The sequence below is a fragment of the Colwellia sp. KS18-150 genome (assembly GCF_057551365.1).
Map to the genome: position 1 here is coordinate 1 of NZ_BAAJMC010000019.1, position 22638 is coordinate 22638.

General features: G+C 37.3%; 21 protein-coding genes. 7 read left to right on the forward strand and 14 right to left on the reverse strand.

The genetic code is table 11. The annotated features are described in order from the left end of the window. Position 1: 1 nt before the first annotated feature. Positions 2–1570: an arylsulfatase gene (locus AC27IF_RS16565; protein WP_487055456.1), complete on the reverse strand. Its 1569-nt coding sequence runs from the start codon at positions 1568–1570 to the stop codon at positions 2–4. Positions 1571–1717: 147 nt separating this feature from the next. Here AC27IF_RS16565 and AC27IF_RS16570 point away from each other — a divergent pair, with 147 nt between their 5' ends. The 6 genes from AC27IF_RS16570 (at position 1718) to AC27IF_RS16595 (ending at position 8691) form a co-directional block, all read left to right on the forward strand. After that, positions 1718–3436 (forward strand): alkaline phosphatase family protein, encoded by a 1719-nt coding sequence (locus AC27IF_RS16570; RefSeq protein WP_487055457.1) that lies wholly within the window; start codon positions 1718–1720, stop codon positions 3434–3436. Positions 3437–3509: 73 nt separating this feature from the next. Further along, positions 3510–5297 (forward strand): ABCB family ABC transporter ATP-binding protein/permease, encoded by a 1788-nt coding sequence (locus AC27IF_RS16575; RefSeq protein WP_487055458.1) that lies wholly within the window; start codon positions 3510–3512, stop codon positions 5295–5297. An 8-nt stretch (positions 5298–5305) separates the two neighbouring features. Next, a complete protein-coding gene (locus AC27IF_RS16580; RefSeq protein ID WP_487055507.1) occupies positions 5306–5881 on the forward strand; it encodes a DUF1415 domain-containing protein in 576 nt (191 codons plus the stop codon). Between the two features lie 263 nt (positions 5882–6144). Beyond that, the gene (locus tag AC27IF_RS16585) at positions 6145–6792 is read left to right on the forward strand and encodes a LysE family translocator (RefSeq protein ID WP_487055508.1); all 648 of its coding nucleotides are present in this window, start codon (positions 6145–6147) and stop codon (positions 6790–6792) included. Positions 6793–6955: 163 nt separating this feature from the next. Then, a complete protein-coding gene (locus tag AC27IF_RS16590; RefSeq protein WP_487055459.1) occupies positions 6956–7789 on the forward strand; it encodes a YciC family protein in 834 nt (277 codons plus the stop codon). A gap of 29 nt (positions 7790–7818) precedes the next feature. Then, a complete protein-coding gene (locus tag AC27IF_RS16595; protein ID WP_487055460.1) occupies positions 7819–8691 on the forward strand; it encodes a glucosaminidase domain-containing protein in 873 nt (290 codons plus the stop codon). Positions 8692–8695: 4 nt separating this feature from the next. Here AC27IF_RS16595 and ttcA read toward each other — a convergent pair whose 3' ends face one another. The 12 genes from ttcA to AC27IF_RS16655 form a co-directional block, all read right to left on the reverse strand. Next, positions 8696–9607, reverse strand: a complete 912-nt coding sequence (ttcA, locus tag AC27IF_RS16600; RefSeq protein WP_487055461.1) for a tRNA 2-thiocytidine(32) synthetase TtcA — start codon at positions 9605–9607, stop codon at positions 8696–8698. 281 nt (positions 9608–9888) lie between these two features. Further along, the gene (uspE, locus tag AC27IF_RS16605) at positions 9889–10830 is read right to left on the reverse strand and encodes a universal stress protein UspE (protein ID WP_487055462.1); all 942 of its coding nucleotides are present in this window, start codon (positions 10828–10830) and stop codon (positions 9889–9891) included. 165 nt (positions 10831–10995) lie between these two features. Beyond that, positions 10996–11715 (reverse strand): fumarate/nitrate reduction transcriptional regulator Fnr, encoded by a 720-nt coding sequence (gene fnr, locus AC27IF_RS16610; protein ID WP_487055463.1) that lies wholly within the window; start codon positions 11713–11715, stop codon positions 10996–10998. A 46-nt stretch (positions 11716–11761) separates the two neighbouring features. After that, a complete protein-coding gene (locus tag AC27IF_RS16615; RefSeq protein WP_487055464.1) occupies positions 11762–12484 on the reverse strand; it encodes a sulfite exporter TauE/SafE family protein in 723 nt (240 codons plus the stop codon). After that, entirely contained in the window at positions 12481–12717 is a 237-nt protein-coding gene (ccoS, locus tag AC27IF_RS16620; protein ID WP_487055465.1) for a cbb3-type cytochrome oxidase assembly protein CcoS, read from the reverse strand. The genes AC27IF_RS16615 and ccoS overlap by 4 nt, the downstream gene beginning before the upstream one ends. A gap of 22 nt (positions 12718–12739) precedes the next feature. After that, complete coding sequence (locus tag AC27IF_RS16625; RefSeq protein ID WP_487055466.1) at positions 12740–15163, reverse strand: heavy metal translocating P-type ATPase; 2424 nt, start codon at positions 15161–15163, stop codon at positions 12740–12742. A gap of 37 nt (positions 15164–15200) precedes the next feature. Further along, complete coding sequence (locus AC27IF_RS16630; protein WP_487055467.1) at positions 15201–15695, reverse strand: FixH family protein; 495 nt, start codon at positions 15693–15695, stop codon at positions 15201–15203. 183 nt (positions 15696–15878) lie between these two features. Continuing rightward, the gene (gene ccoP / locus AC27IF_RS16635) at positions 15879–16850 is read right to left on the reverse strand and encodes a cytochrome-c oxidase, cbb3-type subunit III (RefSeq protein ID WP_487055468.1); all 972 of its coding nucleotides are present in this window, start codon (positions 16848–16850) and stop codon (positions 15879–15881) included. After that, positions 16843–17043 carry a cbb3-type cytochrome oxidase subunit 3 gene (locus tag AC27IF_RS16640; protein WP_487055469.1) on the reverse strand — a complete coding sequence of 67 codons (201 nt, stop codon included), beginning with the start codon at positions 17041–17043 and terminating at the stop codon, positions 16843–16845. Before AC27IF_RS16640 ends, ccoP begins: the two co-directional genes overlap by 8 nt. Positions 17044–17049: 6 nt before the next feature. After that, positions 17050–17694, reverse strand: a complete 645-nt coding sequence (ccoO, locus tag AC27IF_RS16645; protein WP_487055470.1) for a cytochrome-c oxidase, cbb3-type subunit II — start codon at positions 17692–17694, stop codon at positions 17050–17052. A gap of 11 nt (positions 17695–17705) precedes the next feature. After that, a complete protein-coding gene (gene ccoN, locus AC27IF_RS16650) occupies positions 17706–19130 on the reverse strand; it encodes a cytochrome-c oxidase, cbb3-type subunit I (protein ID WP_487055471.1) in 1425 nt (474 codons plus the stop codon). Between the two features lie 343 nt (positions 19131–19473). Beyond that, positions 19474–20244 carry a Crp/Fnr family transcriptional regulator gene (locus tag AC27IF_RS16655; RefSeq protein WP_487055472.1) on the reverse strand — a complete coding sequence of 257 codons (771 nt, stop codon included), beginning with the start codon at positions 20242–20244 and terminating at the stop codon, positions 19474–19476. 217 nt (positions 20245–20461) lie between these two features. Between AC27IF_RS16655 and AC27IF_RS16660 the strand changes: the two genes are divergently transcribed. After that, positions 20462–20941: a hypothetical protein gene (locus AC27IF_RS16660; RefSeq protein WP_487055473.1), complete on the forward strand. Its 480-nt coding sequence runs from the start codon at positions 20462–20464 to the stop codon at positions 20939–20941. A 58-nt stretch (positions 20942–20999) separates the two neighbouring features. Here the strand turns inward: AC27IF_RS16660 and AC27IF_RS16665 are convergent, their stop codons facing one another. After that, the gene (locus tag AC27IF_RS16665) at positions 21000–22637 is read right to left on the reverse strand and encodes a lytic transglycosylase (protein ID WP_487055474.1); all 1638 of its coding nucleotides are present in this window, start codon (positions 22635–22637) and stop codon (positions 21000–21002) included. Between the last annotated feature and the right edge of the window lies 1 nt (position 22638).

Genomic DNA, 22638 nt, shown 5'->3' on the forward strand with positions numbered 1-22638 from the left:
ATTAACGGTTAGGGCTTAATTGATGTAATTGTTGTAAGGCTTTCTGAGTTCTTATACTTTTATAACCAATATCACTGGCACTTAAACTACTACCTTCTTGGAATGGAAACTTATCGATAGTATTCATGAATTTGGTTACTTGTTGCTGAACAGGTACAAATAACCACATGTTATCGGCATACCAACGAAGGTACATAGCAGACTCTTTTGAAGCGGTTTCAAATGGGTCAGCGTGTAGGTTAGTAATTACCGGCCAAGCAGGGGTTTTGCGATAAGCGGTATTGATGCCACCTTCTTCAACAGCGAAAGCAATTTTCCACTCGTTCCAACGCACAGCGTTTAAATCACCAGCAGCATTAAAGTATAATTTACTGGTACGTGGTGATGCTTTTTCTTTACCTTCGAAGAAAGGTTTAAAGTTATGACCATCGGCATGGATTTTCCATTTTTTACCGTTTGCTTTATGGCCTTTTTTCAGTTTGTTGACAACGTTTGGCTCACCAGCTGCGGCAAGAAGTGTTGGCATCCAATCTTCATGAGACATCATGTTGTTAAAGCGAGAGCCGGCTTTAATAGTACCAGGCCATCTTACTAACTGAGGTACTCGCATACCCCCTTCATTTGTTGTCCCTTTTTCACCAAGAAATGGTGAAGTACCACCGTCAGGCCATGAGAATTTTTCAGCGCCATTATCGGTTGAATAAATAACAATAGTATTATCGGCAATTTTCAAATCATCTAACTTATCTAATAGAATACCGACATGATCGTCATGCTCTAACATACCGTCAGCTGTTAGGCCTACGCCTGATTTGCCACGATATTTTTCTTGTAATCGAGTCCATACATGCATACGGGTTGAGCTATGCCAGATAAAGAAAGGTTTTTTGGCTTTATGAGCTTTATCAATAAACTTTAATGTACCCGCTAAAAACTCTTCATCAGCGTTTTCCATGCGCTTACGCGTCATTGAACCCGTATTTTCAATTTGACCATCGGCATATGAATGGATTACACCACGAGGGCCATATTTTTTATGGAACTCTTTGTCTTTAGGGTAGTAGTAGGTTTCTGGCTCTTCTTCGGCATTTAAATGGTATAGGTTACCAAAAAACTCATCAAAACCATGGTTAGTAGGTAGATGCTCGTCTTGATCTCCTAAATGGTTTTTACCAAATTGAGCAGTCATATAACCTTTTTCTTTTAAAAGGTCAGCAATAGTTGGTGTCCAATCGGGAATACCATGTGTTGAACCTGGCATGCCTATGGTTAGTAGTCCTGTTCTAAAAGGCTCTTGTCCTAAAATAAATGATGCACGGCCCGCAGTACAACTTTGTTGGGCATAATGATGAGTAAATAAAGCACCCTCATCAGCAATACGGTCAATATTTGGCGTTTCATAGCCCATCATACCTTGGTTATAGGCACTGATGTTATAATAGCCAATATCGTCACCCCAAATCGCTAAAACATTAGGTTTTGATTTATCGGTTGTTGCAACAGCACTACTGGCTATCGCTAATAAACCTATTCCTAGGGTTATTTTTTTAAACTTATTTACCATTTTCATTGTTGATCCTTTTACATATAAAGAAATGTCATTAAAATTTAAAGGTTAAATCTTGGTTAATATGAGATGATTCAATTGTAAATGCAAGTCATTTGCGTTAACTTTTCAGAATAAGATATTTTGCTATTCATAATCAAGGAAGTGTTCATGCCGTATTCAAATATAAAAAATAGGTTATTGTTTTATAAAATAATAATCATTTCATCGTTAACTATTCTCAGTAGTTTTTCATTTATTGCACAGGCGTCTAAACCTAAATTGGTTTTACAAATTACTGTTGACCAATTACGTGGCGATATGCCGTATCGGTATTTGGATAAAATGGGAAAAGGCGGCTTTAAATATTTATTAAATGAAGGTGTGGTTTATAAGGATGCTCACCATAATCACGCGAATACCGAAACGATAGTTGGTCATGCAACGCTTGCTACAGGCGCTTTGCCGGCAGTACACGGTATGATTGGTAATGTTTGGTATGACAATAAACTAAATCGCTTAGTGTATAACATTGAAGATGCGGAGCATCCGCTATTGTCAGCGAATGCTGATGTTAACCAAAAAACAGAAATTGATCCCACACAACGTACTGCTAAATCATCAGGACGCTCACCTCGAAATATTCTTGTTTCAACATTTAGTGACGAGCTTTCAATTGCAAGTAATGGCAAGGCTAAAATATTTGGTGTTTCTGTTAAGGATAGGGGAGCCGTTTCCCTTGCTGGCCATATGGGGAAAGCTTTTTGGTTCTCTAAAAAGTCAGGTGAGTTTGTCACTAGCCAATATTATTATGATAAATACCCTGACTGGGTCACAAAGTGGAATAGTAAAAAATTAGCGCAACAATATCATCAACAAACATGGCAACTTTCACAGCCACTGAATAAGTATGAGTTTGCTGAGCAAGACGACCAAGCTTGGGAAACCGCATTACCAGGTTTTGGGCGTACTTTCCCACATCAATACGGTGATAGTTCTAACGGCTACTTTAATACCTTTTTGACCTTGAGCCCCGCAGGAGATGAATTAACACTAGATTTTGCCAAAGCTGTGGTCAATAACGAGCAGCTTGGTAAAGATAATATTACCGACTATTTATCGGTAAGTTTTTCTTCAACAGATTATGTCAGTCATATATTTGGACCTTCAAGTTTAGAAGCTGAAGATAATATGCTTAGGCTTGATAGAACTATTGCGAATTTATTAAAGTTTATCGATAAAAAAGTTGGTTTAGACAATACGCTTATTGTGTTATCTGCGGATCATGGCGCAGCAGAAGTACCTGCTTATTTATCGAGTTTAGGAATGGAGACTAAAGTGGTTAAGCCAAAGGAATGGGATAAGTCGGCAAGCATGACGATTTTGAAACGTAAGTTTGGTTTTGATGAACAGTTAATTAAATCTTACTTTCATCCTTATATCTATTTAGATAGAGAGTTGATTGAAAGACGAAAATTAAACCTAGCCCAAGTTCAAAAAGCGGTTGCTTTTGAAGTAGATAAAATGGATGGCGTTGCTATTGCTGTTACCAGCACTGATATAGAGTCAGGTAGTATTCCAAAAGATTACCTGCATACTCTAGTAACTAATAATCATAACCCAAACCGCTCAGGCGATATTTATGTAGTACTTGATGCACATCGCTTTGTCGCCGATATGGAAGGTTTAACGGTTGCAGCAACCCATGGCTCTCCTTGGGGATATGATACTTTTGTGCCATTAATCTTTGCGGGTTTCAATCTTGATGATGAAGTAAACTATCAGCGTGTTAGTACCACTGATATTGCGGTAACTTTATCTGCAGTTTTAGGTATTAAGCCGCCATCTGGCGCTCAAGGTAATGTATTAATCGACGTTGTTGAAGATTAATTTCCCTTTTGATAATTAGCTTTATATTCTATGATGTTCATCCTCTTCATAGAATATAAGCTGTCGTTAGATTATGCGTCCCTCAAGTTACCCTGATAACGAAGTTTCTACCCTTAATTGGCAAGCCTTTAAATTAATATTACCTTATTTATTTGAATTTAAAACACGCATAGTTTTTGCCATGTGTTGTTTAATATTAACTAAAGTTGCTAGCGTTTATTTACCTTTTATTTTAAAAGATATCGTTGATACTTTAGATACAAAAGCTCCAGAAAATATGCAGGCTTTGGTCGTGCCATTTGGTTTGGTCCTAGCTTATGGGGCAGTACGATTATCTATTGTACTTTTTGCTGAGATACGCGATACCCTGTTTGGTCGTGTGACTGAGCGAGCCATTCGCCGTATTGGTTTAAAAGTATTTCGTCACCTCCATCAACTTGATTTAGATTTTCATTTAAATCGACAGACAGGTGGTTTGTCTCGTGATATAGATCGCGGTACCACAGGCATTAGTTTTTTAATGCGTTTCATGGTGTTCAATATAGTGCCTACCTTGCTTGAAATTGTGATGGTGGTCACCATTCTTTTTATTAATTATGGCATCTGGTTTGCCTTAATCACTTTAGGTTCAATTTTAACTTATATTGCCTATTCTGTTTATGCTACTGAGTTACGCACCCGTTATGTAAGAGAAGCTAATAAAGCCGACTCTTCGAGTAATACACGTGCTATTGATAGTCTGTTAAATTATGAAACGGTTAAGTACTTTACCAATGAAGACTACGAGTCGAAGGCATACGATGAACAGTTATCTCATTGGGAGCAGGCTAAAATTAAAAATCGTTTATCGTTATTTGCGTTAAATGGTGGCCAGGCATTTATTATTGCCATGGCAATGACAGCAATGTTAGCTCTAGCAGCCGTTAGTGTTAGCGAAGGTAATATGACTTTAGGGGATCTTGTGCTGATTAACGCCTTTATGATGCAACTTTTTATGCCATTGAATTTTTTAGGTTTTGTTTACCGCGAAATTAAAGGATCTCTTGCCAATATTGAAAACCTTTTTGGCTTGCTAGATAAAGCCCCGAAGGTTAATGACAAAGAAAATGCGAGTAATTTAGATATAGCCCAATCTCCCATTTCTTTTGAAAATATCTCTTTTGCATATAACCCTAAACGAGACATAATCAAAAACGTCTCTTTTACGGTTAACAGCGGTGAAAAAGTCGCAGTAGTTGGTGAGAGTGGCTCAGGAAAATCAACTTTAGTAAAATTGTTATTCAGGTTTTATGAAGTCAATTCAGGATTTATCAGCATCAATGGCCAAAATATCAATCACGTGACTCAACATTCATTACGAAGCCACATAGGGATAGTACCGCAAGATACCGTATTATTTAATGATAGTTTGTTTGCAAATGTTAATTATGGCTTACCTGAGGCAAGTTATGAACAAGTAATGAATGCTATAGAAATGGCCCATCTGACTAAATTTGTAAATAGTTTACCCGATGGAGTAGAAACCATGGTGGGGGAGCGGGGATTAAAGCTTTCTGGGGGAGAGAAACAGCGTGTAGCTATTGCTCGAACTATACTGAAAAATCCGCAAATATTGGTGTTTGATGAGGCCACGTCGTCATTAGATAGTCAATCTGAGCAAGCTATTTTGACAGCCATTAATGAAGTGGCGAAAAATAGGACCAGTCTAGTGATTGCTCATCGACTATCAACCATAGTTGATAGCGATAATATTATTGTAATGAGTGAAGGCGAAATTGTAGAGCAGGGGAATCATCAACAATTGTTAGCTAAGCAAGGGAAATATAGTAAAATGTGGCAATTACAGCAGTCAGCACAGTAAATGATTTTATGAGAGAACGAGAAAATAACGAAGAAAGTGGCAGCGTATTAGCGATTAAAGACTGGATAGAAACAGTGATCATCGGGCTTAACTTTTGTCCGTTTGCTAAGAAGGAATTTGTCAATAATAGCATTTGTTATTATCAATCATCACAAAGCCAAGTTAAGCCAGCCTTAATTGAATTTGTTGAGCAATGTCGTTATTTACAGGCGCATCCAGAGGTTGAAACGACATTAATAATATTTGAAGATGGTTTTCGTAGTTTTGATCGTTACCTAGACTTACTTGATTATGCGAATGAACTGTTGATTGACTCTGGTTTTGAAGGCGTATTTCAACTGGCAAGTATGCACCCTGAATACTGTTTTGAGGGCGAAGATTATGATGAGGTGAGCAACTTTACGAATCGTTCACCATTACCTTTGTTACATATCATTCGTGAAGCCAGTATGGCGCGAGTGCTATCCGTTTATAATAAGCCGGAAATGATCCCTGAAAATAATATCTCCCTAGCACATGAAAAGGGCAGTAATTTCTTTATAAATGTTTTAAAAACAATTCATGACAACCATTTTGCACGTTAAATTACAGCTGAGTTACAATCATTGTAGTGTTTTTTTTGTACAGTACCCTCAGGTTATTAACTATTCAAAAGGGTCTGAAATGAAAACTATTTATCGTGGTGAAGAGTATACGTTTTGCTGTTTTGATGAGTTATGGCATTTTTATCAAAATATTTTAACGCGTAATCGAAGCTTTAAGTTTTAAAATTTATGATTATAAGAAAAGCTAGCTTTTAATAAATAGCCTCAGGTAGAATGGCTTTTTGTTTAATCTTATATCTTATATGTCTTACCTTGAACAATTCTTTATTATTGCTGCCGTTCATTTATTGGCTGTAGCAAGCCCAGGTCCCGACTTTGCAATAATATTGAAGCAAAGTATCCGCTATGATCGTCGTACCGCAATTTTAACCAGTTTAGGGATCGCCAGTGGTATTTTATTACATGTTACCTATTCACTGGTTGGCATAGGTTTACTGATTGCCAGTGATGAACGTTTGCTGACAGCATTAAAGTATATTGCTGCAGGTTATTTTTGTTACATTGCTTGGCATGGCTTGCGTGCTAAAAAACCTGATGTACCGCGCACTGAAGAGCAAATTCAAGACGTCAATAAAGAAAGTGCTGTGCCTTCCGCTAAAAAAGCATTTTTTACCGGGTTTTTAATCAATGGTCTTAATGTAAAAGCTACTTTGTTTTTCGTGAGTTTATTTTCTGTTGTTATCGAACCTTCAACGCCATTTGAGATTAAATTAACTTATGGTTTGTACATGACAATTGCCACAGGTATTTGGTTTGTGAGTTTATCCTACTTATTAACACACCGAAGAGTGAGATATTATTTACAAATAAAAGGTTATCTATTAGATAGAGTGATGGGCGCTGTATTATTGCTATTGGCACTACAGTTAGTGCTAAGTGATTTAAGTTAACCCCTTTTTAGCATGATACACATTATTTTTTATATTCAGGTATAATATTGCCTTAGGGTCTGTTGAACTTTTAAGGTTGTTTTTGTAGCGATTTGTTGGGCATTTATACAAGGCAGCCCCTTTTGTTTTACGTTTCTTTTTCTGTTTTATAAGGGTTTTTACTTTGCCTGAAAAAATTTCTATTGTACAAGTTGGTGGTAGTGTTGAACGTGCACTACAAGGTGATTATCAAATTGATGTTAAAGCTATTTTGAATGAAGCTTGGCAATTAACTATGAAGTCGCGCTTAGCGATAAATATAGGGTTATTGTTTTCAATCATACTTGGTATGTCGGTATCATTTATTGTTAGTGACTATCTCGGTGGTATTGAGGCTGTGCTTGAAGATCCTCAAGCGAGTATGCTGTTAAATGTTGTAGTTACCATCGCGGTATGGCCTTTTATTGCAGAGGTTGAAATGATGGGAGTGTTGCACTCCGTCGGTATGCCTACTCAACCGAAAATGATTTTCGCGTTTTTACAACGAGCCAGTTGGGTTGTGTTATGTGCCTTATTTACTTCGGTATTAATTAGTTTAGGTTTTCAGTTATTGATATTACCGGGTATTTTCTTAGCAATTACTTTATCGTTAACTATCCCTTTAGTGATTGAGAAAAAAATGACGCCCATGAAGGCTATTATCATTTCTGTTAAATCCCTTCGTTTTAAATTGTTTCCTTTGTTTATTGTCTATTTCATTTTATTCCTGTCACTGATCATGTTATTTTTTCCTTTAGCATTATTGTTAGAGTCAACACTAGCGCCAGTTGGGTTTATCATTTTTCTTTTTGGTATCAATTACTTAGCACCTTTATATTATAATGTAAAAGGTATTTTATACCGTGAAATTTTTGGAATTAGTTTAGCTACTGATAAGAGTGAAGAAGAGCTTAGTCAAACGACTAATTCATCAGTGTCTAAGGTGGACTCAGATTCAGATGATACTTTTTCAGCTTAATATGCATTTAAAGAAAATGAAGGAATACAATGAGTAAAACAACATTTATTAGCAGCATCTTATTAGTGGCTTTAGCGGTATTCATACTAGCCCCTTTTACTTTTTTAAAGCCTGTAGCTATTCCAAAGCCTGAAAAAGAGCAAATAAGCAGTAAAGTTGAAGCGGATAAAGAAATTGTTAAGCAAGTTATAGAGAAACCTTTACACTCAGTTGACTTGCCTGACTTTGCTGCAATAAAAGATGTAAAGAGTAAAAAGAAGCAATTCTTTGACTTCATTCGTCCTTCAATAGAAAAAGAAAATACTAAGTTAGTAACGCAGCGAGCACGGTTAGAATTTTGGCTAGAGAAAATATCTTTAGGCTTATCGCTATCAGAGAGTGAGTTAAAAACGTTAGCTAGTTTAGTGAAGAAGTATCGTGTTAATGAGAAATCGTCGGTTCTGCAGCAGGTTAATGACTTACTTGTTCGCATCGACGTTGTACCTACGCCGCTAGTATTAGTACAAGCGGCTAATGAGTCGGCATGGGGCACATCAAGATTTTCTCGAATAGGACTCAATTTCTTTGGTATTTGGTGTTATCGCCAAGGTTGCGGGATGGTACCTGGTGGCAGAAATACTGGGGCCAAACATGAAGTAGCTGCGTTTCAAAGTGTAGATGAAGCGGTAGCGAGATATTTCTATAATATCAATTCACATAATGCTTACCGTGTCTTTAGAAGTATACGCTTTGAACTACGCTCTAATCATCAGCCATTAAACCCTGAGCTATTAGCTACAGGGCTACTTGCCTATTCAGAGCGAGGCGCAGATTATGTTACTGATCTTACGCACATGCTAAGACAAAATCAGCAATACTTTCAAGACTCTAATCTAAGTAAAGATGTTATTGCTGGAGAGTAAATAACTACTTAACCTGAATAACATTAAGCTCATTGCTATGTGAGCTTATATTGTCAGCTTGGGGATATTCAGGAGTATCAAATGCGGTATCACCGCCATCAATTATACCTGAATCACTATCAATAGTTTTAAAATCAAATAACTGGCTATCACATAAATGTGATGGGACAACATTTCGCATAGCTGTAAACATTGACTCTATTCTACCAGGGTGCTGTTCATGCCAGTCTTGTAACATGCGCTTAATGTTTTGACGTTGTAAATTAGGTTGTGAGCCACAAAGGTTACAAGGAATGATAGGAAACTGTTTTAATTCGGCATATTGAATTAATTCGGCTTCTTTACAAAAAGCAAGCGGTCTGATCACGACATGCTCACCATTATCGGAAACTAATTTAGCAGGCATAGCCTTCATCTTTCCACCATAAAACATGTTTAACATCAGTGTTTCAATCATGTCGTCTCGATGGTGCCCAAGTGCTATTTTTGTAGCGCCTAAGTTTTTTGCTGTTTTATAAAGAACAGCGCGTCTTAGCCTTGAGCACAAGCTACAGGTGGTTTTTCCTTCAGGAATTTTATCTTTTACAATCGCATAAGTATCTTCTTCAATAATATGATACTCGATACCTAAACCATCAAGGTACTGCGGTAGTACATGCTCTGGAAAACCGGGCTGTTTTTGATCTAAATTTACTGCGATTATCTCAAAGTTAATTGGCGCAGACTCTTTAAGTAACATTAAAATACTTAAGAGCGCATAACTGTCTTTGCCTCCTGATAAACAAACCATGACTTTATCGCCTTCCTCAATCATATTGTATTCAGCAATAGCTTGGCCGACATGACGTCTGATGCGTTTTTCAAGTTTTGGTAATTGAGTCTGTTGTATCGCAGTTAAGGGCTTTGAGGTGTTCATAAAAGGCAGCTTTAGTTAAAACGGTTTAATTTCGCCGCGCATTATAGGTTTTTTAGCGCTTTAAAGCTATAAGGCAGAGGTAACAAACTAGGGTCTGTTGAACTTTAAGTTTATCACTCTGTTTCGCTTGAAAAAGAGTGACGATTTTTCAGTAGAGCCTAATGGTTTATGGCTTACTTTAACCTAACTCCGTTAAAAACCGTCAAAGCACAATGATTACATTGCACTCTTCTCGCCTTGTTATCTTAAAAATTAGCTAATAACTATTTCAATATGTTGATTTACTGTAATGGTGATACATAGCCATCGGGTTTTAGAGCGAGAACGTCACAATTAAGTTGGTCAATTACATGCTCTGCTGTATTTCCTATTAGAGCGGCTGAAATACCTGTTCTACCGACAGTACCAAGAATGACCAACTCTGCATCCACTTTTTCTGCGACTTGCTCTATAACTGTCTCAGGTAAGCCTTCTTCAACATGAGTATTAAGAACACTAATATCAAATTTATTAGCATGAGTGATCATCGCTTGTTGATGATGCTTTAACATGGTGTCATTGTATTCTGTGGAATTAAACTCAGGTATTTCAATGGCGATATTTACCGGGGTACCTGGAAATGAATTTACTAAATGAACATTGCCTTGAACAATTGAAGCTAACTGTTTGGCTTCCTCAGTAATTTTAATATTAAGTGAGCGGTGTTCAGATTCATCACTACCAACATTTAGTGCTGCAATTATATTACCATTTTCAGGCCAAGCGTGATCTTTAACTAATAACACTGGGCAAGGGCATTTTCGTAAAATATGCCAATCTGTTGGGGTAAAAATCACAGACTTTAATTTGTCATGTAAGTGTGTTCCTTTGATGACAATATCATAATCATGTTCTATGACTTGCTCTACGATAGCTTCGAAAGGGCGGTTATGCCAAACCACTTGACAATTTATGTCCATATCACCTTTTAAACTATTAACAATATTTTCTAGCCATGATTTTTTATCTTTGATTACTGACTGACACATAACGTCACGTTCTTCGCTTGATAAAATAGTGGTCATTTCATAAGAAAAATCAAAAATAGTTAAAAAAGCACAAACTTCTACATTGGTATCAGTTTTGGCTTTAATACTAGCGGCTAATTCTATTGCTCTTTTTAGTGCTTTTTGATCTTCCGTTGTCGGATCGATAACGGCGAGGATTTTTTGATATGTTTGCATGATTAATCTCACTTTTATAAATTAACAATATAACCATTAAAAGAACATAGTTAATTTATAGCAAATGTATGAAATTAATGCTTGTTTTAAATCAATTTATTTGGAAGTTTACGGGTCACGATAAATGATTTTATCGCGACAATAACCCTTAAACTTTGTAGCGGATTAAGACTCAGCGCAATCAATTAATGCATCAATATCTAAAATAGAAATTAATTTACCATCAACATTGATTAAGCCATTTTTATGAAAACGATTTAACAACCGACTGATTGTTTCAACCGTTAAACCAATATAGTTACCTATATCGCTTCGAGTCATTGTTAGTCTAAATTCACTGGCGGATAAACCACGGTCATGATAACGATCGCTTAATGTAACCAAAAATGTTGCTACACGTTGCTCGGCATTTTTTCGGTTTAACAGGGTGAGCATTTCTTGATCAGTGCGAATTTCATTACTCATTAAGCGTAAAACTTGCTTCTTAAGTTTTGGCATAGTGTTAGACAGTTTGTCTAAATTATTATAAGGAATTTCACACACCATTGATGTCTCAAGTGCTTGAGCAAAACTTTTATGCTCAGCATCAGCTATTGCGTCAAATCCTAATAAGTCCCCCGCTAGATGAAAGCCAGTGATTTGCTCTTCACCTTGCTCGTTAACAGTATAGGTTTTAAATGTTCCTGAGCGAATAGCATATAGTGCGTGCATATCTTGGCCATCGGTAAATATTTTATCGCCTTTGTGGATAGGGCGTTTACGATCAATAATATTGTCGAGAGTATTAAGCTCTTGATCGTTTAGCGTAAAAGGCAAACAAAGCTCACTAATACTACAGTTTTGACATTTGATATGTTGTGCGCTTGGGCAACTATTGTTCGACATACATTACTCGATTATTTACATAGCTTCTTAGGACAAATCTATGGTATTAGAACACCTGTCTAGATGCAAGAAGTAAACTATAAATACCAAAGGTAATTAATATTAATGCCATTGTTTTTCGTAACTTAGCATTGGCTAATAAATGCTTAACACTACCGAAACTAAAAGAGAGTGTTAATAGCGCTGGCAAGGTTCCTAAGCCGAAAAAAAACATAATGCTTGCCCCTGTTACCAAACTACCGCTCGCTAATGCCCAAGTTAGGGTTGAATAAACTAGGCCACAAGGTAGCCAGCCCCAGATAGCGCCTAAAGAGAATGCTTTACTCGGAGTACTGACAGGAATAACATTTTTAGCCAAAGGAGAAATGTACTTCCATAATCCCTTTCCTAAAGCTTCAATGCGATTTATCCACATTAACCATTGCCCTAAATATAACCCTAATAAAATAAGAAAAATGGCTGAAATGATACGTAAGCTTGCCAGTGGCATACCGATATTTTTTGCAGCAATTGAGCCAGTAAAGCCAACGATAGCGCCAATAATACTGTATGAAGCAATACGGCCAATATTATAAGCAAAAATTAAGCTTAATTTGTTTACTTGATTATGAGTCTGCTCTTGGCCATTAACAGGGATCTGTTGATTATTAGCATGCTTAGGCTGAGGAAGTGCAGATGTTAACATGGTAGTTATACCACCACACATGGCAATACAATGACCAGAGCCAAGTAAACCTATGATAAATGCCGAGAGAATATCAATATTCATTTATTGTCTTGTTCAGGAGCTTGAGTAGTTTTTATTTCTTTTGCATCAACTTCTGATTGAGTGTTCTGATTAACTTCGATAGATTCTTGGTTTTCATTTTCATCGAAAAGAATGCTCATGCCTTGCTTTTCGAGATCATCAAATTGCTCTGTTTTTACTGCCCAAAAGAACAAATAGATACCAAGGACAGTAAGTAATACAGCGATAGGGATTAATATGTATATTATGCTCATCTTTTACTCTTTTGTTGAGTGACTACTTTTTTAGTAAACGTAGTGAGTTGGTGATCACTAAAATCGAGCTTGCAGACATTCCTATAACCGCCATGTAAGGGGTTATAAATCCAGCAACGGCTAATGGTAATACAATGGCATTATAACCAAAAGCCCATAAGTAATTTTGAAACACGATACGACGTGTTTTTATTGCTACCTTATTTAAGGTGCTAATACTGGAAAGTTTATCATTTAATAAAATGACATCGGCACCGCTTTTGGCAATATCAGTACCGCATCCCATTGCCATGGAAACATGTGCCGCACCAAACACAGGGGAGTCATTAACACCGTCACCTACCATAGCAACTTTTACTGGTTCATGCGCTTGCATTTCCAACAGCTTATTCATTTTATCACTGGCTGAAAGGTCGCCATAACATTGAGTTATTGTTAACTGCTTTGCAATTTTATTACAAGCAATTTGGCTATCACCTGAAAGCATCAGAGTTTGATTATTGATATTTAATGATTTGATTAGTGATGATGCATCATTTCTCACTTGATCTACTAAGAAAAAAGCAGCGATAAGCACACCCTCACAAAGTAAAACACAACTTGCAGATTGGATGTCTTCATCAAACTCATCTAATTGCCAGCTTGGTTTACCTATACTGTACTCTTGATTATTAATAACGCCACTCACCCCTTTGCCTGATTCAACTCTTACTTGGCTTGTTTGCAGTGAGTAATCACGGTAAGGACTAAAAGGCTTAGCTAAAGGATGTTCAGAGTGAGATTCTAATGCGGCAGCAATCGCTAATACTTCCTGCTTGTTGAATCTATTTTCATTGGCAATGCTTACCTGTTCAATGACAAACTCACCAGTGGTTAATGTACCGGTTTTATCAAAAGCGAAACAATTAATCTGTGGCATAGTTTCCATAACATGTGCTGATTTTATCATGATACCATCACGGTTTAAGCGTGTAGTCGCACAAGTTAATGCGGTAGGAGTAGCTAAAGAAAGGGCACAAGGACAAGTAGCAACGAGCACAGATAAAGTGATCCAAAAAGCTTCTTCAGGTAAATGTTGTTGCCAATAAAGTGCTGTACCTATCGCGGTCATTAATATAATGGCGACAAAATATTGTGCGATTTTATCTGATAGTCGAGCAAGCTTTGGCTTATGAGCTTGAGACTGTTCACTTAAACGAATTAGTTGGCTTAAAAAAGATTGGCTATTTTTTTGTTTTACTCTGACTGTTATATTGCTATCGCCATTTATTGTACCGGCAAACACTTTGTCATTAAGGTTTTTACTGACAGGTAATTGCTCACCAGAAAGCATCGCTTCGTTTATATGTGAATGACCATCAATGATAACGCCGTCTGCAGGTACTGTTTCTCCAGGCTTAATTAAAACAATATCCTCAACAATCAGTAACTTGGCTGCTACTAACTCTTCTTTAGTTATGGATTCTAAAAGGAGTGATTGACCGTGACCAATTCTTGTTGCTGTCATTGGCATAAGTTTTAATAAATTGGCAGAAACTTGTGCTGCGTGAGAGCGAGCCCTGAATTCTAAAAACTTTCCAATAAGTAATAGGAAAGTAAACATCGAAACAGACTCAAAATAAACTTCACCTTGCTGAGATATTGTCGCCCATGCACTTGCACTAAATGCTAGTATTATCGCAATGGTGACAGGCACATCCATGGATAGCCTTTTTACTTTTAGGGCACTAATTGCGCCTTTATAAAAAGACAAAGCACCATAAGTAACAATCGGAATAGCTAAAATAAAACTCACCCAACGCAAATATACCTTGTTGTGATCAGACATATCCGCGAAGGCACCAAAATATAAACCTACGGCAATCATCATGATTTGCATCATTAAAATACCGCTGATACCGAGTCTTTTAATAAAGGTTTTACTTATTCTTTTATTACGCTTTTCTACTTCATTGGCTTTAAAGGGTAAGGCTTGATAACCAATTCTATCTATAGCATTGAGGATTTCACTTAAGGCTAATTTATTATCCTGCCATTTTATAGTCGCTCTTTGTGTTGTTGCATTAACATTAATGGCTTCAATACCTATCTTTTTGCTCAGTTGCATTTCAATCAACCAAGCACAAGCAGCACAGTTTATGCCTTCAATACTTAAAATGGCTTCCTTTATTTCTTTATCTTGATAAATAAATTCATCTTGTAATACGGCTTCATCGAGCAGTTGATTTTTTTGCAACTGCTCAGGCACAAGCTCTGCGCCTTTATGAGCAGGCTCAGTTCTTACAGCATAATATTGCGTTAAATTGTTATCTACAATGGTTTGAGCAACAGCTTGACAACCAATACAGCACATGGGCTGTAGGTTGTTGTTTATGTTTACATTTAAATTGATTCCAGTGGGGATTAATTCATCACAATGAAAACAATTTCTTGTTACTATCGTCATAGAAATATTTAACTAAGCTAACATTAATGGCAAAGCATTAACGTGCTTTGGTTGGATCTGGAATGATTGCTATGAATTCACTTTGAGGTAAAGCAATGGTTTCTTGAATTTTCCAGCTATTGTCAAAAGGTGTGATAGTTATCTTCCATTTACCAGAAATGTTGTTATCAAAAGTTTGTCTAAAGTGACCGTTTCCATCTGGTGTTAATGCCAGATAAAAGTCATTTTCTTCTAGGGTAGGGTGGTAAAAGTTTACATTCAAGAGTGGGAAAACTTTTTCAATACCAGAAGGTTTTATGATTAGCTCATCATCAGTATATTTTAAGTCGAAACGCATTCCTAATTTTTGAGCATTTTTAACTTTAGAAACCTCTAAGTTAATTGCTTTACCCGTTTTATAATAATCTCCCACCACCAAAGTGTCCGGATCGGTATTAGCAATAATATAGGTGGCAATTCCCGCAACAACTGCGGTAAAAGGAAGAATAAAAACTAACCAAGCCCAAGGCTCACGATACCAAGATGACTTCATAATATGGAAACTACTTTAGGTTATACGAAATTGGCCGCTATTATAGCTTTTTTCTGTACTGGGAGCTAGTTTTGTTAGTAACACAGAGGTAATAAAAAAGGCCAGATAACAATGTGTTACATGGCCTTTGAATTTATTTATTCTCGATGAGGCTTAGCTCATGTTTGAATGATAAATTAACTGCTAATCTTGCGAAAGTGAGTAAACGTAAGCACTGATCACATGTACTTTTTCTTCACCTAAAATATCAGCCCAAGGAGGCATAACACCAGCACGGCCATATCTAATAGATTCTTCAATAGCACGCTGAGAGCCACCATATAACCAAGTGTTATCTGACAAGTTAGGTGCGCCCATTGGTAAACCAAGTGCTAAGCTACCTTGACCTTCTGGTCCATGACAACCTGCACAGATACCAAATTTAGCTTTACCTGCTTTAGCAAGGTCAGCATTGACTGAACGACCACTTAAACTAATCACGTAGGCTGCAACTTCTTTAACGCCTTGCTCGCCGCCTAATGCACTTTCCCAAGCAATCATACCTGTTGCTATACGACCATGCATTATGGTTTCTTTGATTTTTTCTGGGCTGCCGCCATATAACCAATCATTATCGGCTAAGTTAGGGAAACCTGTGGTACCACGAGCATCAGAGCCATGACATTGAGCACAGTTTTGAATGAATAGACGCTGACCAACCTTTAAAGCTTCTGAGTCAGTGGCTAAATCTTCAATAGAGCGAGCAGCATAGGCCGCAAAAATCGGTCCATACTTAGCATCAGCTTGAGCTACTTCACGATCGTATTGTACTAAAACGCCAGAGTCGCTTGCTAGGTACTCTGCTGTTTTCGCTTTTGATTCAGCAATGTTTAAAATACCTTGGTTCGAGCTTTTCCAACCCAGTAAACCAGTCCAGTTGCCTAAACCATACATGGCGATGTAACCAAACGCCCAAATAATGGTTAACAAGAAAAACGTACTCCACCAATTAGGTAAAGGATTATTTAATTCTTCGATACCATCGAAGGTGTGTCCCATAGACTCACCTTCTTCCACACCTGCAAAGTTCTTTAAGCACCAACGTAGTAAAAGAAAACAACCTACTAAAGAGCCAAGGGTAAGAACCCAAACCCATATATTCCAGAAGCTAGACATTATTATTAGTCTCCTGTTTGCTATCTGTTTCAAGATGGCTTTCGCTTTTTTGTGTTTGCTCATCATCTAAAATCGAATTAGCAATTTCATCAAAAGATGCTTTGCGTTTTTTCGAATAAGACCAAATTACTATCACAATAAATAAAGCCAATATAAGGAGGGCAAAAAACCCTCTTAATGTTCCGTAATCCATAAGGTGCTACTTCAATGCATGGCCAAGTGATTGCAAGTAAGCAACCAAGGCACTCATTTCAGTTTTACCCTGTACCGCTTCTTTAGCGCCATCTATTTCTGCTTGTGTATAAAGCGGAATAGCATTGCCGTTTTCATCTTTATGAGAGCGATTGCGAGTTAACCAATTAAACGTTTTAAGCTTTTCGCCTGTATTTTCACCATCAAGGGTGTTTTTGTTTAACCAGTTATATGCAGGCATATTTGATTCAGGAACTACTGAGCGAGGGTCAGTTAGATGAGCGATATGCCAATCATCACTGTAACGACCACCAACACGTGCTAAATCTGGACCTGTACGTTTCGAACCCCATAAAAATGGATGTTCCCATACATGTTCACCAGCAACGCTGTAATGGCCATAACGTTCTGTTTCAGCTCTAAATGGACGAATCATTTGGCTATGACAGTTACTACATCCTTCACGAATATAGATATCACGACCTTCCATTTGTAAGGCAGTATAAGGTTTTAAATTATCAACAGGTGTTGTAGTTTCTTTTTGGAAGAATAAGGGCGTTATTTCTACCAAACCACCGATACTTATTGCGAATATAGTAAATAGAAAGAACAAGCCAACATTCTTTTCAACTTTTTCATGTTTATTTTGCATGTTCGTTCTCCTTAATCTGCTTCAACAGCTTTAAGACTTCCGTCTTTAGCGCCGATTGTTTTAAACATGTTGTAAGCCATTAATACGAAACCAGCAACAACAAGAACACCGCCTAAGAAACGGATAAAGTAGAATGGGTAAGAAGCAGTTAAGCTCTCAACAAAGCTGTAGGTTAGCGTACCGTCAGTATTTACTGCACGCCACATCAACCCTTGCATAACACCCGAAATCCACATCGCAACAATATAAAGAACGATACCGACAGTGTGCATCCAAAAGTGAATGTTAATTAAGCGAATGCTATACATACGGCCTTGATTAAATAACACGGGAATTAGGTGGTATAAAGCACCAATAGAAACCATGGCAACCCAACCTAATGCACCTGAATGAACATGTCCAACAGTCCAGTCAGTGTAGTGAGATAAAGCATTAACTGATTTAATCGCCATCATAGGACCTTCAAAGGTAGACATACCGTAGAAAGAAAGTGACACAATTAAGAAACGTAAAATAGGATCATGGCGAAGCTTATGCCAAGCGCCAGAAAGAGTCATGATACCGTTAATCATACCACCCCAAGATGGAAGGAATAATACAACAGACATAACCATACCTACAGATTGAGCCCAATCAGGAAGCGCTGTGTAATGTAAGTGATGAGGGCCAGCCCAAATATATAACGAAACTAATGCCCAAAAATGAACAATAGATAAACGGTAAGAGTAAACAGGACGTTCTGCTTGTTTAGGAACGAAGTAATACATCATACCTAAGAAACCAGCAGTTAATAAGAAACCAACGGCGTTATGTCCATACCACCACTGCATCATGGCATCAATTGCACCTGAGTATATTGAGTAAGACTTCATGGCTGAAACAGGAATAGCCATTGAGTTACCAAGGTGTAATACCGCGACAGTGATAATAAAACCACCAAAGAACCAGTTAGCTACGTAAATGTGTGATGTTTTACGCTTAACTAATGTGCCAAAAAACACGATAGCATACGAAACCCAGACAATAGTGATTAAGATATCGATTGGCCACTCTAACTCAGCATACTCTTTTGATGTGGTATAACCTAAAGGTAAGGAAATAGCAGCAGCAACAATAACAGCTTGCCAACCCCAAAAAGTGAAGGCCGCTAACTTCCCGCCGAATAATCGAGTCTGACAGGTTCGCTGTACAACGTAGTATGAAGTGGCAAATAAGGCACTTGTACCAAAAGCGAAAATTACCGCATTAGTATGTAGTGGGCGAAGACGAGAATAGGTTAACCAAGGTGTATCGAAATTTAACGCTGGCCAAATTAATTGAGCCGCGATAAGTACACCTACCAGTGTACCAACGATCCCCCAGATTACCGTCATTACAGTAAATTGACGAACAACATCGAAGTTGTAGTCTACTGCTGACGTATTGCTTTGAGTCATGTGATGGATTCCGCAGTGTTATTATTAATAAGAATAGCTACTACCTACTTGATTTAGTAACAAGACGTAAAAATCGAGCGGTATTCATACTATTTCTGTTTGTTTGCTATACAGCAATGATATATGTCACAAAAACGAGCTAAAGGCGCCATATATAAAGCAATTTTACCCTTTGCTCATGATATAAATCAACTGGCTTGATTGTTTATATTTGATTTAGATCAAGTTAAAACATCATTGCCCGTATAAATTGTATGGAAATATGTAAATTCACTGTTATTTAAAATTTCAATAACAAGGTATTACAATTCAGCTTTAGCTAGTTTGAAAGGTAGACTAGTTTTTAGAAATCAGCCAGTTTAGTAAGTTGTTTTATTTCAAGAAGTTGAATTTTTTTTGCTTCTAGTTGAATTAGTTGTTCTTTTTGAAACTTAGAAAAAACACGACTTAACGTTTCTCTTCTTAGCCCCAAAAAGTTAGCGATATCACTACGACTAAACGGTAAGTCTATCGTATCTCGGCTCTGTGTATAATTAGCGCTTCTTTCGAGAATATTTAAAAGAAATGATGCTAATAAGCTATCAGCAGATTTTTTTCCGATATAAGCTTGAACATTACATTGTCGAATGTAACTTTGCCTCGTTAACAGGTCGATAAGGTTTTGTTGAACCTTGGGAATGAGTTCACCGCAGGAAGTCATTTGTTCAACAGAGACTTTACAAACTGAGCTGTTGCTCACTGCGATTGCAGAATAATTATAAGTTTTTAAATAAAGAGCATCTTCACCAATCAATTCACCAGGGAAACGTATTCCAATAATATTTTCTTCGCCACTTGCGGCTTTTTGGCATAATTTGAATGCACCAGAGCTCACAGCGTAAATATCAGTGAGTGGAGTAGATTGCTGAAATAGTGCACAGTTATTGTTAGTAGATATTTTTTTCTGTAAATAGTTTTCAGCTACATTAAGAGACTGTGTTGGGGTATCTACTGTCTGACAAACAGATGTCATTGAACAATCATCACAGTCTACATGCCTGTTGTCGTCATCCATTTCTACGGCAACGGTATCGTTAGCCGGAGAATATATCCTTGATTTACTAGGCACTGTCATGATTAATTTGTTAAAATGTTGTATACAAAAAGGCTAATTAGTTTATGTGAGTCATTAGAAATACTCAAGGCACTTCCGCTACTGGCTATTCAATTCATTATATTTTCGTGTGATTATATAGCGATAGCGAACAAAAAATTGTTTGCTAGTTTTTAAGTGAATTAGCTCTCAAGTATATTAGCTTTTAAATAATTTTCATCATTAGGTAAAGTTAGACATGCGTAAATCGGTTATCATCCTTCTTTGTTTTTTCAGTGTATTATCGTGTAAACCAGTAGATAAACAAATTGCTCAGCATAAAGGATATGGTGATTTTTCTTGTTTGAAAACTCAAAGTCAATGCGATTTTCAGACCGAATTTGGGCAATTTACTGTCGGCTTTTTAGGCGCAGAAGAGCAAGGGATGTTACACACCGAGTTACCTTTTAACATACAAGTAGAATTTACAGACCATGAGAATAGCCATCAAATATCTGCAATACAAAGTTATCTTGAAGGTAAGACGATGTTTATGGGAAAAGTACCGGTGTTTTTTGAAATGACAGAAAAAGAAAATACTCTACAAGCGGAAACCTTATTAGCCAGCTGTCACGAAGAAATTATGACGTGGCGATTGTGGTTAACTATTCACCTTACGCAAAATGGTAAAGTGGTTGAGCAAACTATTTTTATCGATTTTGACAGTAAACGTATTTAGCGAATGCTCTTAGGAGATATTCAATGTAGATGTGTTGAATAATCTCCATGCGTTTAGATTAAATATTATTTGTTACATCAACCGATAGCTTTAAACGTTGTCCAGGTTGTAAATACTTATCTCGGTTTAAACTATTCCAACGTTCTATGTCGCTAATACGAACATTAAATTTATCAGCAATTCGAGCAAAAGAATCACCGCGGCGTACTTTGTAAGTAATGTTGCGCATGATGGCTTGTTCAATGCCAGAGTTAGTTTGTGCCAGTTGACTTGTTGTTGATGATTTTTGCCAAATCACTAGTTTTTGTCCTAACTTCAAAGTATCTCTTGGTGCAAAGCCATTCCATTTAGCAATACTTTTACTGTTAACTTTATAACGTTGACCAAGGTCCCAAAGATTATCACCTGATACTACCGTATGGGTTAATTTACTTCCTTTTTGCGGCCTTGCTTGTTTTTTCGCAATGCGTTGGTCTTGCGAGAGAATGTAACTATCAAGTGACTTCGCTGCGACCGGAATTAATAAATGTTTACCGGCACGAATCTGATTACCTTGAATGTTATTAACTTGGCGGATCAAGTCGACACTAGTATGAAACTTGTTAGCTATATAACCCAAGTTATCGCCATTTTTAATTTTATAACGCTGCCATGCTAATCGATCTGCTTTATTGAGCTTTACTAAACCTTCTTCAAAGTGTGCCACTTTGTGAAGCGGTAAAACTAGGCGGTGTGGGCCATCAGGATCAGTCGACCAACGGTTGTAACCTGGGTTTAATCGTTGTAGCTCTGTTAATGACAACTCGGCTAAACTTGCCGCTTTTGCTAAATCAATTTGAGATTTGATATCAACCTGAGTGATCACCGCTTCATTAGCAATTTCATATAATGCTAAATTGAAATGTTCAGGACGGTTTATAATATCTGCTAACGCAAGTAGTTTAGGGACATATGCTCGTGTTTCCTTTGGTAAATCTAATGACCAAAAGTCGGTGTTTTTACCTTGTTTTTTATTTTTCCTAACGGCGCGTTGCACACGACCTTCACCAGAATTGTAGGCTGCTAGGGCAAGTAACCAATCTCCGTCAAAGAATTTGTGCAAATACTTCATGTATTGAATAGCACCTTCAGTGGATGCAATTACATCGCGACGTCCGTCATACCACCAATTTTGTTTCATACCAAAGCGTGTGCCAGTACCGGGTACAAATTGCCACATACCAGATGCTCTGCCATGTGAATACGCAAAAGGGTCGAATGCACTCTCAACAACTGGCAGCAGTGCAAGTTCAATCGGCATATTGTTTTTTTCTAACTCTTCAACAATATAAAAAAGAAAAGGCTCAGCGCGTTTAGCAACACGGTTTAAATAACTCGGGTGTTTGGCATACCAATTTCGTTGCATCACAACACGATTATTTTCAGGTACATCAAAAGTCATTTGACCTCTGATTCGCTGCCATACATCGTTATCATTGGGCAAGGCTTTGTCTTTCAAAGAAAAATTAACGTCACCAACTGGATGTGTAACATCGACATTTTCATCGGCGAGTAAAGCTTGGTTGATCTCATTCGTACTGGCAATCATTTCAGGGTTAAGATTATTTTCACTACCTGAAGAATTGTTGCTTTGTGAAGTGGAAGTACTTTGACAAGCGCTAAGTAACATTATTGCGGGGAATAAAATATATTTCATG

Excerpts from the sequence above, each read along its gene's own strand:
- AC27IF_RS16565 (WP_487055456.1), bottom strand. The coding sequence starts at position 1,570 with ATGAAAATGGTAAATAAGTTTAAAAAAATAACCCTAGGAATAGGTTTA.
- AC27IF_RS16570 (WP_487055457.1), top strand. The coding sequence starts at position 1,718 with ATGCCGTATTCAAATATAAAAAATAGGTTATTGTTTTATAAAATAATA.
- AC27IF_RS16575 (WP_487055458.1), top strand. The coding sequence starts at position 3,510 with ATGCGTCCCTCAAGTTACCCTGATAACGAAGTTTCTACCCTTAATTGG.
- AC27IF_RS16580 (WP_487055507.1), top strand. The coding sequence starts at position 5,306 with ATGAGAGAACGAGAAAATAACGAAGAAAGTGGCAGCGTATTAGCGATT.
- AC27IF_RS16585 (WP_487055508.1), top strand. The coding sequence starts at position 6,145 with ATGTCTTACCTTGAACAATTCTTTATTATTGCTGCCGTTCATTTATTG.
- AC27IF_RS16595 (WP_487055460.1), top strand. The coding sequence starts at position 7,819 with ATGAGTAAAACAACATTTATTAGCAGCATCTTATTAGTGGCTTTAGCG.
- ttcA (WP_487055461.1), bottom strand. The coding sequence starts at position 9,607 with ATGAACACCTCAAAGCCCTTAACTGCGATACAACAGACTCAATTACCA.
- uspE (WP_487055462.1), bottom strand. The coding sequence starts at position 10,830 with ATGCAAACATATCAAAAAATCCTCGCCGTTATCGATCCGACAACGGAA.
- fnr (WP_487055463.1), bottom strand. The coding sequence starts at position 11,715 with ATGTCGAACAATAGTTGCCCAAGCGCACAACATATCAAATGTCAAAAC.
- AC27IF_RS16615 (WP_487055464.1), bottom strand. The coding sequence starts at position 12,484 with ATGAATATTGATATTCTCTCGGCATTTATCATAGGTTTACTTGGCTCT.
- ccoS (WP_487055465.1), bottom strand. The coding sequence starts at position 12,717 with ATGAGCATAATATACATATTAATCCCTATCGCTGTATTACTTACTGTC.
- AC27IF_RS16625 (WP_487055466.1), bottom strand. The coding sequence starts at position 15,163 with ATGACGATAGTAACAAGAAATTGTTTTCATTGTGATGAATTAATCCCC.
- AC27IF_RS16630 (WP_487055467.1), bottom strand. The coding sequence starts at position 15,695 with ATGAAGTCATCTTGGTATCGTGAGCCTTGGGCTTGGTTAGTTTTTATT.
- ccoP (WP_487055468.1), bottom strand. The coding sequence starts at position 16,850 with ATGTCTAGCTTCTGGAATATATGGGTTTGGGTTCTTACCCTTGGCTCT.
- AC27IF_RS16640 (WP_487055469.1), bottom strand. The coding sequence starts at position 17,043 with ATGGATTACGGAACATTAAGAGGGTTTTTTGCCCTCCTTATATTGGCT.
- ccoO (WP_487055470.1), bottom strand. The coding sequence starts at position 17,694 with ATGCAAAATAAACATGAAAAAGTTGAAAAGAATGTTGGCTTGTTCTTT.
- ccoN (WP_487055471.1), bottom strand. The coding sequence starts at position 19,130 with ATGACTCAAAGCAATACGTCAGCAGTAGACTACAACTTCGATGTTGTT.
- AC27IF_RS16655 (WP_487055472.1), bottom strand. The coding sequence starts at position 20,244 with ATGACAGTGCCTAGTAAATCAAGGATATATTCTCCGGCTAACGATACC.
- AC27IF_RS16660 (WP_487055473.1), top strand. The coding sequence starts at position 20,462 with ATGCGTAAATCGGTTATCATCCTTCTTTGTTTTTTCAGTGTATTATCG.
- AC27IF_RS16665 (WP_487055474.1), bottom strand. The coding sequence starts at position 22,637 with ATGAAATATATTTTATTCCCCGCAATAATGTTACTTAGCGCTTGTCAA.